This window comes from Amphibacillus sp. MSJ-3, from assembly GCF_018919165.1.
Classification (GTDB): Bacteria; Bacillota; Bacilli; order Bacillales; family Amphibacillaceae; genus Amphibacillus.
In genome coordinates, this window is sequence record NZ_JAHLQM010000030.1 from 1 (window position 1) to 13064 (window position 13064).

The window sequence follows — 13064 nt, forward strand, 5'->3', positions numbered from 1 at the left end:
CGAAGTCTACATGACCGTTATGAATTTTTGCGTTATAAATCTTAATTGAACCGCCGTATACGGAACCGTACGTACGGTGGTGTGAGAGGACGGAGGCTAACCGCCTCCTCCTACTCGATTGATCATCATTTAAATAGAATCATCACCTCTTAAATATTTTTGAGGTGTCACTCCGTGATTTACACTCTGGGTGGACGCTTTCCGCGGGCACGGCCTCGGGCGCACAGGATGTGGTTCAGTTAGGCGTTGCCACAGGACGTGGCGGTTTTAGTCTAACATTCCTTATTGCTCCACTCCCGTGTTGCAATAAGGATTTTCGGACTCGTGGGACTGGGATTGGGGCTGGGACTGGGACTGGGACTGCGGTTACTCGTCCCACCAAAGAGACTTGCGGTTACTCGTCCCATCGGAGAACGTTTACCGTTCCCACTGGAGTCACCACCCGCCGTTCCAATCACTTGTTGGGAGCTTCTGATAATGGATCATAAGAAGAAACACAAAAAGAAGAGATGAGAAGAAAGCTTTTAGAAGAAAAGACTGGCGAAACTTACGGTTAAGGTAAAATAGATGTTGAGCCGTTCTTTGGGTTTTTGTAGGCTAATTTGGGTTTCACTCGTTTATCTTTAAAAGGTAAATCCAAAGTACATAATGAAGAGGATTTGCGTTATTGGCTGTGAACTTAAGGAAATTCACGGCTAATAACTCTAAGACACCAAAGCATTCAAAGCACTACAAAAATGAAAAGGGTCCCATTTACGAAAAAACCGTAAATAGAACCATTTTTTACTCAGTGAGACTAGTTATGTTTCAGCCTCGTTTTTTGTTTATTTCAGATCTGAGTATCATTTATTTTCCTCAATAATAACCGCTGCCAAATCACTTCAAAATACGACATTTTAGATTGGCAATGCGATTGTGATATGATATTGTATACGTATGGAAAAGAAGGGGTAGGGGAGATTAATCATGAAAAAAATGAATGTCGAAAGCTTTAATTTGGATCATACAAAAGTTGTAGCGCCATATGTTAGACTTGTAAATATCACTGAGGGAAAACAAGGTGATCAAGTTTATAAATATGATTTGCGTTTTTGCCAACCGAATAAAGAACATATGGAAATGCCCGCACTTCATTCCTTGGAACATTTAATGGCAGAGAATATCCGTAACCACTTAAAAAATGTGTTGGATATCGGACCAATGGGCTGTCAAACAGGCTTTTATTTGAGTGTTCTTAATAATGATTCATTCGATGATATTATTGAAGCACTTGATAAAACGCTTAATGATGTTTTAAATGCATCACAAGTTCCGGCATGCAATGAAGTTCAATGTGGTTGGGCATCAAGTCATAGTTTAGAAGGTGCACAGGAGATTGCCCGTGCTATACTATCTAAAAAGTCTAGCTGGTCAAATGTTTTTTCTGAATAATATAAATTAGTAACTTTTCTTAAAATGAAGGAAGTGGATGTTTTGACAGAAGCAGTTTTGAAGTATTTAACAGACCATCGTGATCAACAGTTAGAGGCGTTAAAAGAATTTTTGAAAATTCCTAGTGTTAGTACGGATTCAACATTTAAGGATGATGTTCGACGAGCAGCACAGTTTGTGGCAGACCATTTAAAGGAGACTGGCTTTGATCGTGTTGAGATTCAGGAAACAAAGGGACACCCTCTTGTCTATGGTGAATGGTTAGGTGCTGGTGATGATGTACCAACTGTCCTAGTTTATGGACATTATGATGTACAGCCTGCTGATCCATTATCGTTGTGGGAAAGTGAACCCTTTGCACCTGAAATAAGAAATGATCGTTTGTACGCACGTGGAGCAAGTGATGATAAGGGTCAGGTTTTTATGTACTTAGCGGTATTCGAGGCATTTATGAAGGCGACTGGGAAATTGCCGATTAATGTTAAGGTTTGTATTGAGGGAGAGGAAGAAATAGGTAGTGAGCATTTATATGAAGTTTTGCAAAAGAAGAAAACGCAATTTGATGCTGACTTTGCTATGATTTCCGATTCCGGTATGGTAGTAGAAGGCCAGCCGACAATTTTATATGGTCTAAAAGGATTTACAGGATTGGAGTTTACAATCCATGGTCCCAAGAATGACCTCCATTCAGGAATTTATGGAGGGGCCGTTCGTAATCCACTGATGGCAATGGCACAGGTGCTAGCATCGATGAAGGATGAAAATGAGCTCATTTTGATCGACGGTTTTTATGATGATGTAGAGCCACTAAGTAATGAAGAACGTCAATTAATGGCCGAGGTACCTAGTGAGGATTACAGTCAGACGACAGGCGTTACAGATACAGTATCTGAGTTAGGATATACGGCAGTTGAACATACGATGGGGCGGCCAACTCTTGAAGTAAATGGGATGTTTGGTGGATATCAAGGTGAAGGGTCAAAAACAATTATTCCAGCTTCAGCTACGGCTAAACTAACTTGCCGATTAGTTCCTGGACAAGATCCAGAGAAAATTCAAGACATTTTGGTCAAACATATTGAAGAGCATCTTCCAACCGGTGTCACAGTTGAGATTAAACGTGAACCTTTATCTGCAAAGGCCTATAAAGTTGATCCAAGCCATCCATTGATTACAAAAGCGGCTGCAAGTTATAGCAAAGCTTTTGACCAACCATCTGTTTTTGTTCGGATGGGTGGATCGATTCCTGTTGTTGAATGGATTGATGATATCCTTGGGATACCAATTGTTTTGTTAGGTTTTGGCACTCCAGACGACCGATTACATTCACCAAATGAAAGTTTTCTGTTGACTAACTTTGATCGTGGTTTGATCACGCTAGTTGATTATTTTAATTCTATTTGAGCATGATGACGGGTTTCTGCTAATTATGATTAGTATGAAGCTCGTTTTCTTGATTTTTCGCAAAATAATTGACTGTAAGCTTCTGATGAATGAAAGGTTTATTTTATCCAGCTAAAATCGCCTTTTTATGATGTTTAATAATTGACTAGATACGTTTAGGGGTATAAAATAAAGCTAATACTTTTACGAATTGGGAGGTTTTTAAAGATGTGGATTGTCTCCCTATCGCTATTTATTTTAACTTTATATTTATTTTATATCCGTTATGTTCCCGTTAAAGGTGTAAAGTGTCTAAGTAGTGATAAGCTAATGGAAAAGGAGATAAAAATTGATCTTCGTGATTATAATGATTCTGCAAAGGAAATGAATAAGGATACAATCCCCTTACCCATCGCTTACATCAAACGTTATCACCACCGATTACCAGGGCAGGAAATTTACGTGATAGCAAGTAATACGATTGAGAAGAACCTTGGGATCCGCCTACTGGAAAGATACGGGCACAAAGTCGAGGGATATACTATAATAAATAAAAAGTGTTTTTGTAGAAAAAGATTAGCCAAAACTATTTAAGATAAATGTAGCCTCAATCAATGAAGATATAGCAAATAAGCTAGTGCGATCACTTGATTCATCGCAGCTTGAACCGACTTGCCAGTTAAAGTGGGATAAAGGAGAATGATTATGGAATATAGTCCTCAAATGAAAAACCGCGTAAAACGGATCGAAGGACAGATGAGAGGTATTCTTCGAATGATGGAAGAAGAAGAAAATTGTAAGGATGTTATTACACAAATGTCAGCAGTTAGAACAGCGATTGATCGAACCATGGGACTCGTGGTGAGTTCTAATTTAGTCGACTGTGTGCTAGAAGCTGAAAAGTTAGAAAAAACTGATCAAAAAGAGATAATTGAAGAAGCCGTCAATTTACTCGTGAAAAGCCGATAACAGATCACCAACCATTATTTAAGTAAAACGCCATATAGGCGTTTTTTTATGGCTAAAAAGGGTAAAACTAGTCATAGTCCCTAGTGTCTCTTACTAAGTATAAGTCCCACACTGAATGAAGGGTTACATTATCATTAAATATTAACTGTTACTTATTTAAAAATTGGTCATTCACAGGGGCCATTCAAAATATAAAGCGTAATGATTACTATTTACAAATCGTAACCATTACGATATAATGCAAAAAGTAGCGTTTCATTCAATGAAGTTCTTTTTGCTCTTCATCGTCTGATAGATAAATCAATCGCTCTTTACTGACTGGTATGCCTTGCTATCATTTTAAATATTTCTTGGATGATTGGGGTTAGTGGATACAAGTAGTTAAGGCGAGATATAAAAGGAGCTTACCTATATGAAATTATTTTTACGTTTAATATTAACGAGCTTTGTTGCACTCTTCTTTGTCGCTTGTGGTCAACAAGAAGGTCAATTGAACAGGAATGAAGCTGAGTCGAATGAGTCTGATCAACTTGTCATATATACTACGCTATATCCATTAGAATTTTTAGCTAATGAAATCGGTGGTGATAAAGTAAGTGTGCACTCCATTTTACCTGCTGGTGCTGATGCTCACTCTTTTGAACCGACTTCAAGAATGATGGTAGAAATAGCAGATGCGGATTTGTTTATTTATAATGATGGATCATCAGAGAGCTATGCGACTACAATAAAAGAAGCTGTAGAAAATGAAACAGTCGAGTTTTTAGAGGCCTCAGAAGGTTTAGATAAACTGAGTTATTATCATGATCACGATAATGAAGATGAAAATACATCCCATCACGATGATCATGGCCATGGGAATGATGAAATGCATCACAACCAAGATGGTGAGTCGCAGCATCATCATGAAGATGAAATGCATGATGATCATGCCCATAGCCATGGAGACTTTGATCCACATGTTTGGCTCAGTCCAGTGTTAATGGATGATCTTGCTGGAAATATTTTGACTAAACTAATTGAGCTGATGCCAGAAGAACAGGAGTATTTTAATAATAATTTTGATCTGGTTTCAAATCGCTTAGTTGATCTAGACCAACATTTTACAAATGTTGTTAATCAATTCAATCAAAAAACGATACTTGTTACCCATGCAGCATATGGTTATTGGGAGCGTGATTATGGGCTTAAGCAACTTGCAATAACAGGTTTATCTGCAAGTGAAGAACCTTCACAACGTCAATTAGCAAACCTAATCGAGCAGATTAAAGACTCTGAAATTGAGTATTTACTTTTCGATCAAAATATTCAACCGCGAGTAGCAACTGTTATTCAAGAGGAAGCGGGTCTAACGAGCTTGGAAATTCACAATTTAGAAGTATTAACTGAGGAAGATATTGAAGCTGGTGAAAATTACTTTTCATTAATGGAACATAATATTGATGTTCTTCAAGAAGCTTTAAAATAAGCAAACCTTTCATCTGCCTTTGTGATTAGATTGATAAACGTCCCCTAGATCGTCTATAATTATAATTAGATTAGATGATAAAATGGAGGGTTGAATCAGATGAAATATGCGATTGTCACAGGAACATCAAGAGGACTTGGGGCCTCAATAGCAGAGTTACTGTTAAAATCTGGTGTTAACGTTATTGGGATTGCTCGAAATCAGAATCAACACTTAAATCAAATAGCAAATAAAAGTCAAAGCAATTATCAACACTTCACTTGTAATTTAGCAGATGTAGATCATCTTGATCGGGTTATTGAAAAAGTTAACGATCAAGTGTTTAAGAAAGATACGGAACTTGTTTATCTTATTAATAATGCAGCGGTAGTGGGTCCAATAGATATTGCAACAAAATATACAATTGAAGCAGTGCAGGCCCATATGCAACTTAATTTGATTGCACCGATGATCACGACAGCACTTGTGCTAAGAAGAGCAAAGCACTGTGGAGTAAAAACAATTGTTACAAATATTTCATCAGGGGCCGCCGACCGTTCAACATATGGTTGGAGTGCTTATGGGTCTTCAAAAGCTGGTTTAAATCGTTACACAGAAACAGTTGCCCTTGAACAAAAGGAATTAAATACTGATCATAAAGTGATTTTGTTTGACCCAAGTATTATGGATACGAATATGCAAGACGATATCCGTTCAGCAAATCCAGCAGAATTCCGCGATGTAGATCAATTTAAACAATATAAGTCAAATAATCAATTGAGCCTAAGCTCAGATGTAGCCAAAGTGTTGGTCGATATATTACTGGACCATGAAAAGGTTGTTAATGGTAAGTACTATCGCATAAAGGATTATTTATCATAAAATAACTGACTGTAGGTTCCTTTACTAAGAGAAGATTCATTTTACCACAGGCAATCACCCATTTTTGCTTTGAGCTCTTCCATTTTTAAAAAATAATCATATTCTATAAGTGACTTGATAGAATAAAGGAGGGTTCAAGATGGGTGCAGGATATGGCTATGGCTCAGGCTTTGCGTTAATTGTAGTTTTATTCATCTTATTGATCATTATCGGAGCATCATGGGGATACGGTGGTTTTTAATTAAAAAGAGGAGAGGATTCCATATTTACATGGGATCCTCTTTCTAATGAATTGGGTAAAAATTCGACAAGTTATAGAAGTTGAAAGTATTACCTGCTTAATGATTGATTCAAGCTAATAATAGTAAGTGAAATTCAGTGGCGATAGCCTTGCTTTAAATAAAGTGATGGGCTGATCCCTGTAACTTGTTTAAATACACGACTGAAGTAAAAGGGATTAGAGAAATGAAGCCTTTCACTTACTTCAGTTATATTAGCATCTGTTTGATTAAAAAGTGTAATTGCGCGTTCAACCATCAATTCATTCTGGTATTGATTGATTGTTTTCCCTGTCACTTTTTTAAATACTGTTGAAATATAGGAATAATTTAAGTGTAAATGCTTGGAAATCTCCTCGCTTGTCAGTTTTGTTTCGTTATTTTGACAAATCCCCATTACAGCACGAACGATCTTTTCATATTGTGGTTTATGGTGGTTCTCTTTTGCTTGATGATATAATTCTAAAAATAGCTGATAGCAATTGAGCGATTGGGCGAGTGGTCCATCATGCTGAAGCTCAATTATTTGTTTCAATTTTACTGTTAGATAATGAATTTGCTCAATTCGTCCAGTTTTAGGCATTGTGATTGTTCTAAGATAGGTATCCTCAGTAATAATTGATGGTGACGGAAGCCAGTTATATTCAGTCTTTTCTTCTGGAATTGGTGCGAAAAAATGAATGTAGTACCAACATGTATTTGGCTGGTAGTTTTTGTTACCATAATGTTCGATTCCTTTATGTAAAAATAAGTAATCCCCGGCTCTTAGGGTATAGGTCCTTTCTTGCTCTATGACTTCGATTTCCCCTGATTCAACAAATATAAAGACATGTAAATCGTCTAATTGCCGATTTGGATGTCGGAATTCTCCTCTAATATCTTTGAGATAACCGATTTCATTAACTAATGGAAGTTGATAAGACAGCAATTTTACCTTGTGCATATTAATCTGTCCTTTTTAAATAAGTATAACATAAAGAAAAGATAGGTTTATTAAAAATGCTGATATTCATTACAGACTTATTAAAGTACATAATAGGAATTAGGATAAATAAAGGAAGGATGTCGCAAATGAATAAGGTAAAATTGAATCAAGGCTTGTTTAAAGCATCAGAAGAAAAAGGGAAGGAGTATTTACTATACCTTGATGTTGATCGTTTGATTGCACCTTGTTATGAAGCGGTGGGCCATAAACCACGTGCTCCGCGTTATGGTGGTTGGGAGTCAATGGAAATCGCTGGGCACTCAGTTGGGCATTGGTTATCGGCAGCTTCCTTGATGTATAAGGTGACAGGGGATTTGCGATTAAAAGAAAAAATCGAATATGCAGTGGATGAATTGGCAATTGTTCAAGGGTTTGATCCGGATGGTTATGTCAGTGGCTTTAAGCGTGATTGCTTTGATGAGGTGTTTACTGGTGATTTTCGAGTTGAGAATTTCAGTTTAGGCGGTTCATGGGTACCTTGGTATAGCATTGATAAAATTTTTGCTGGGCTCATTGATGCTTACCAACTAGCATCTTCAAATAAGGCAAGAACCGTACTAGAAAAACTATCGAACTGGGCTGAATGTGGCTTAAGACAGTTGACGGATGAACAATTTCAACGCATGTTGATTTGTGAATTCGGTGCAATGAATGAAACAATGGCAAGAGTCTACCAGATTACAGGTGAAGAACGCTTTCTCACATTAGCTGAGCGTTTTAATCATGATGCAATTTTAGAGCCTTTAAGTCAAGGGATAGATGATTTAGCAGGGAAACATGCGAATACGCAAATTCCTAAAGTAATCGGCGTTGCCCGCCTTTATGAAATAACTAAAAAGCCAAGTTATCAAAAAATGGCTCAATTTTTTTGGGATACAGTGACCAAACATCGCTCCTATGTCTTTGGAGGCAACAGCCATGCCGAGCATTTTGGACCGATAGATACAGAACCGCTTGGGATTTTAACGACAGAAACATGCAACACATATAATATGCTTAAGTTAACCGAGCATTTATTTCATTGGAATCCTGATAGTCAATACATGGATTATTATGAGAATGGTTTATACAATCATATTCTCGCATCACAAGATCCCGATTCCGGCATGAAAACATATTTTGTTGCGACTGAACCAGGACATTTTAAAGTTTATTGCTCTCCTGAGCATTCGTTTTGGTGCTGTACAGGAACAGGGATGGAAAACCCAGCGCGTTATACAAAAAATATCTATACACGCAAAAATAATGATTTATATTTAAATTTATTCATCCCATCAACCTTGACATTGGAGGATAAAGAGTTACAATTTGTACAAAAAACAAACTTCCCTTATCAACAAGCGAGTGAATTGATTGTAAATGAGGGTTATGGTGCTGAATTAACCATTCACATCAGAAAGCCATACTGGTTAGCTGGAGAGATGAATATCTTGGTCAATGGTCAGCCTGTTGAGTCTGATTTGGTTAATGGTTATTATCAAATTCGTCAAAGCTGGTTTAAAGGTGATGTTATTTTATTTCAATTACCAATGAATTTACACAGTTATACAGCTAAAGACCAACCACATAAGAAGGCATTTTTATATGGTCCCATATTACTGGCAGGGAAATTAGGACATGAAGCGTATCCGGAGAAGGATATTGTTAGCGATCACCAAATTTATAATAACCATCCTTTAATTGATGTACCAACTTTGGTAACGTCTGAAGTACCAGATATATGGCTTCATTTAGTTAATTCAGATACACTCACTTTTGAAACTGATCCGATTGGTCAGCCTGGTCAACAAAGGATGACTTTGATTCCTTTTTATCATTTACATCACGAACGCTATACAATTTATTGGGATGTAATGAGTGAAGAGACTTTTAGCTCTTATATTGATCATGAAAAAGAAAAAGCTGATCAACTCCGAAAAAAAACAGTTGACTTTGTTCAACCTGGTGAACAACAACCGGAGACGGATCATCAGATTCAATCGAATCAATCGGAAATGGGTTATCTGAATATCGTCGATCGTCATTGGCGTGATGCACGTGATGGGGGATTTATTAGTTATCAATTGCGTGTGGACCCAAATAAGCAAAATTCACTTATGGTCACATACTATGGTGGAGATCATGACATATTTATCGATGGTAAAGTCTTTACCCGTCGATTTAATATCTCAATTGACGGTGAAGAAATTGTTACAGAAACACTGACAGCAAGGCAAGCGGGTGAGTTATTCGATCGTACATATCCAATTCCGATCGGTATAACGAAGGGGAAGGAACAAGTAGAAATTCGCTTTCAGGCAGGTCAAGAAGAAATAGCTGGTGGTTTATATGGGATTAGAATAATCAGAGATTAGTTAAAAGCTTGAATCCTATAGGGCCTTACCTGCCCTGGAATTTCAATAAAGAAGATGCCCTTCATCTATTGGCAGCTTCCAGGGGTTGTTTCCTAAAGCCCCAAGCTGGATGATCTTAAACCAAATAAATTAGCAGAATAATGAAGAGATTGACTAGAAAAGCACCCTTGAGTTTGGTGCTTTTCCTTAGTCTTATAATGGGGATTAATCAAATAATTTAGCAAAAAATAAATCTTTATCCAGTGATAATTTACAGTTGGTTATTTTGGGATAAAAATATTTCAGAAAGAATTGAATACCAGACACAATTCGTAATATTATGTTATAGTATGTATTGGAAAGAAAGGGGTTAAAACGATGATACAACGAAAAAGTAAACGAGAAATCGAACTGATGGCAGAGGCTGGGAAACTGCTTGTTGCGATTCACAAAGAAATTGCAAAAATGATAAAACCGGGTATAACAACGGCAGAGATTGATAAATTTGCCGAAAAGTATATGCTTGAGCATGGAGCGATTCCAGAGCAAATCGGTTATAATGGTTATAAATATGCAACTTGTGCTTCAATAAACGATGAAATTTGTCACGGATTTCCGCGCCCAGAACCATTGAAGAATGGGGATATTGTGACGATTGACATGGTTGTCAATTTAAATGGTGCATTAGCTGATTCTGCTTGGACATATGCGGTAGGCGAAATTGATCAGCAAGCAAAACATCTGATGGATGTGACTAAGGAATCTTTATATAAGGGAATTGAACAAGCGCAGGTAGGTAATCGAATCGGTGACATTGGCCATGCCATTCAGCAGTATGCGGAGGCAGAGGGATTGTCTGTTGTTCGTGACTTTACTGGCCATGGTATTGGTCCAACGATGCATGAATCACCCCATATCCCGCATTATGGCCTACCTGGTAAAGGGACACGACTCAAAGAGGGAATGGCGATTACGATTGAGCCGATGTTAAATGAAGGGGCATGGCAAAGTCAAATGGATAATAATAATTGGACAGCTCGTACCATTGACGGTAAACGTTCTGCACAATTTGAGCATACGCTAATTATTAGTAAAGATGGTCCGATTATTTTAACAGAGCAGGATGAGGATAATAGCTAGCTATTTATATTATCAAAATTTATTAGCAGAATATTCTGATCTTATTTTACCGCAGTGCAAGTGTCAGTAAGTTCCCCCAAGCATCAGAAGAAAACTAAGAATGGTAAGTGGGGGATCAACTGACTGTAAAATCCCTCCTTCAACGATACAGAGAAGCATCTGGATGAGCAGTGGGGAATCAAAACCAGTAAAAGCTCAGTTCATTCATCTAGCATTTAGTGTGAGGAAGAGTCTACCTGCTGAGTGAAGATTCACTTTTATAGAAAAGGAGCGGGATATATGGCTGAAGTAAGTCAATTGAAGCGAGGAATTAAAGCGGGAATCCCAATTATGTTGGGCTATTTTCCAATTGCAATTACATACGGTGTATTGGCGAGTCAGGCGGGGTTAAGTATATTAGAATTGACGAGTATGAGTGCCCTTGTCTATGGGGGTGCCTCACAGTTTATGGCAACAAATATGTTGTTACTTCATATGGGAGCACTTGAAATAATTATCGCTACCTTTGTTTTAAATTTTAGACATTTTGTTATGGGGCTATCATTTATGCATCGGCTTCAACATGTTCCTTTGAAATGGCGTGTTGGTCTATCAATGTTAATTACCGATGAAACATTTTCAGTAACAACAGTTGAGAAGGAAGTGGCAAAAGAGCCTTCAGGTCATCTTTTTTATTTTGGCCTCTTTGTTTCTTCATATAGTTCTTGGCTAATCGGGTCTTTTATTGGTGGTTTTGTAGGAGATATTATACCTGAGGCAATTAGTCAGAGCTTTGGGATTGCTCTATATGCAATGTTCATTGCATTACTTGTTCCATCGGTGAAAACAAATTATCGATATGGAATGATTGCAGGTCTTGCTATGATCTTAAACTATAGTTTGAGTTTTATCTTCCAAGAGGGTTGGTCGATTGTACTAGCGACAATTTTGGCTAGTTTCTTTGGGTTATTTTTTATGAGGAGGAGGACATAATGCCTGTTTTAATTGTAATTATCTGCATGAGTATTGTTACCCTTGTTCCGCGAATTTTACCTGCAATTATAATCGATCGGGTCAAGTTTCCAATTTGGGTTGGTCAGTGGTTGGAAATGATTCCTTATGCCGCTTTGGGTGCTTTGATTTTTCCAGGTATTTTAAATGTTATTCCTGACCAACCGCAGATTGGTTTTTTTGGAGGACTTATAGCAATTGTGCTTGCCCTATTTCGCTTCCATATTATTTTTGTTGTACTAGGTGCCACGGCATTTGTTTACCTGTTACTTTGATGGTTAGGGTCGGGTTCAACGTGAATATGTGTGTGATACACTTTAAATTTATTAATTAAGCAAGCTTCGATTCGATCCGTAATTTTATGTGCATGTTCAATCGTTATTGAGGGGTCAACATAGATCGTCATATCCAAATAAATCCGATTGCCATCGTGCCGACCTTTAATATCTTTTACTTTTTTTATTTCAGAATCTTTTTCAATGGATGCTCGAATTTTATTGATTGTATCATCTTCAAATCCGTCAGTTAAAGTATGACTAGCATTTTTGAAAATATTCCAGGCCGTATAGACGATTAAAATCCCAACAAGAATACCCGCTAATGGATCAAGCCAGGTTATGCCTATCTGGGCACCAATAATACCGATAAAAGCAGCTAAACTCACTAAAGCATCTGATTTATTATCTTGTGATGCAGCATAAAGTGATTGGCTGTTTATTTTTTTTGCAAGTCGTTTATTATATTCATAAACGACTAACATTAGGATTGAAGACGCTAAAGAAACCCATCCAGCTAACATAGATGGCTGTTTCACTTCATCAATCCAAATATATTTAAGTGAATTTAAAATGACTTGTAAGCCAACGGAAACCATGATAAATGATGCAACAAGTGAAGCGATAAGTTCTGCTCGAAAATGTCCGTAATGATGATCGTAGTCAGGTGGCTTCCGAGATATTTTTAAGCCGATTAGAACGGCAATAGATGCAACAACGTCGGTTGAATTATTCAGTCCATCCGCTCGTAATGCTTGGGAATTCGTAAGCTGTGCAATGATTATTTTCAAGGCAGCCAGGAGTAAATAAGCAATTATACTTACCCATGCCCCACGTTCACCCCTTTTTATTCTTTCATATTGATTCATCTAGATGCTTCCTTTCTAAAACTTAGTATTTCTAATCTATCACTTCAACTGTGGATAAGTCTAGAGCAAGATTTCTTCATTA

General features: G+C 37.4%; 13 protein-coding genes. 11 read left to right on the forward strand and 2 right to left on the reverse strand.

Annotated features, from left to right (window positions below):
- Positions 1–966 precede the first annotated feature (966 nt).
- The 7 genes from KQI76_RS09330 (at position 967) to KQI76_RS09360 (ending at position 6353) form a co-directional block, all read left to right on the forward strand.
- Positions 967–1431: an S-ribosylhomocysteine lyase gene (locus KQI76_RS09330; RefSeq protein ID WP_216400042.1), complete on the forward strand. Its 465-nt coding sequence runs from the start codon at positions 967–969 to the stop codon at positions 1429–1431.
- 42 nt (positions 1432–1473) lie between these two features.
- The gene (locus KQI76_RS09335) at positions 1474–2835 is read left to right on the forward strand and encodes a dipeptidase (protein ID WP_216400043.1); all 1362 of its coding nucleotides are present in this window, start codon (positions 1474–1476) and stop codon (positions 2833–2835) included.
- A gap of 207 nt (positions 2836–3042) precedes the next feature.
- A complete protein-coding gene (locus KQI76_RS09340) occupies positions 3043–3408 on the forward strand; it encodes a hypothetical protein (protein WP_216400044.1) in 366 nt (121 codons plus the stop codon).
- A gap of 111 nt (positions 3409–3519) precedes the next feature.
- Positions 3520–3783, forward strand: coding sequence for a metal-sensitive transcriptional regulator (locus tag KQI76_RS09345; protein WP_216400045.1), 264 nt, complete (start codon positions 3520–3522; stop codon positions 3781–3783).
- A 412-nt stretch (positions 3784–4195) separates the two neighbouring features.
- Positions 4196–5251, forward strand: a complete 1056-nt coding sequence (locus KQI76_RS09350) for a metal ABC transporter solute-binding protein, Zn/Mn family (protein WP_216400046.1) — start codon at positions 4196–4198, stop codon at positions 5249–5251.
- A 99-nt stretch (positions 5252–5350) separates the two neighbouring features.
- Positions 5351–6112, forward strand: a complete 762-nt coding sequence (locus KQI76_RS09355) for a (S)-benzoin forming benzil reductase (protein WP_216400047.1) — start codon at positions 5351–5353, stop codon at positions 6110–6112.
- 139 nt (positions 6113–6251) lie between these two features.
- A complete protein-coding gene (locus tag KQI76_RS09360; protein WP_216400048.1) occupies positions 6252–6353 on the forward strand; it encodes a YjcZ family sporulation protein in 102 nt (33 codons plus the stop codon).
- A 134-nt stretch (positions 6354–6487) separates the two neighbouring features.
- Here KQI76_RS09360 and KQI76_RS09365 read toward each other — a convergent pair whose 3' ends face one another.
- On the reverse strand, positions 6488–7333 hold the full coding sequence (locus KQI76_RS09365) for a helix-turn-helix domain-containing protein (RefSeq protein WP_216400049.1): 846 nt from the start codon (positions 7331–7333) through the stop codon (positions 6488–6490).
- 128 nt (positions 7334–7461) lie between these two features.
- On the opposite strand from KQI76_RS09365, the gene KQI76_RS09370 reads away from it, so the two are divergent.
- From KQI76_RS09370 to KQI76_RS09385, 4 genes are all read left to right on the forward strand, one after another.
- Positions 7462–9729 (forward strand): glycoside hydrolase family 127 protein, encoded by a 2268-nt coding sequence (locus tag KQI76_RS09370; protein ID WP_216400050.1) that lies wholly within the window; start codon positions 7462–7464, stop codon positions 9727–9729.
- A gap of 357 nt (positions 9730–10086) precedes the next feature.
- Positions 10087–10848, forward strand: a complete 762-nt coding sequence (gene map, locus KQI76_RS09375; protein ID WP_216400051.1) for a type I methionyl aminopeptidase — start codon at positions 10087–10089, stop codon at positions 10846–10848.
- Positions 10849–11127: 279 nt separating this feature from the next.
- Positions 11128–11820 carry an AzlC family ABC transporter permease gene (locus KQI76_RS09380; RefSeq protein ID WP_216400052.1) on the forward strand — a complete coding sequence of 231 codons (693 nt, stop codon included), beginning with the start codon at positions 11128–11130 and terminating at the stop codon, positions 11818–11820.
- Positions 11820–12113: an AzlD domain-containing protein gene (locus tag KQI76_RS09385; protein ID WP_216400053.1), complete on the forward strand. Its 294-nt coding sequence runs from the start codon at positions 11820–11822 to the stop codon at positions 12111–12113. Before KQI76_RS09380 ends, KQI76_RS09385 begins: the two co-directional genes overlap by 1 nt.
- On the opposite strand, the gene KQI76_RS09390 is transcribed toward KQI76_RS09385, so the two are convergent.
- Complete coding sequence (locus KQI76_RS09390) at positions 12098–12982, reverse strand: cation diffusion facilitator family transporter (RefSeq protein ID WP_216400054.1); 885 nt, start codon at positions 12980–12982, stop codon at positions 12098–12100. The genes KQI76_RS09385 and KQI76_RS09390 overlap by 16 nt on opposite strands.
- Positions 12983–13064: the final 82 nt, after the last annotated feature.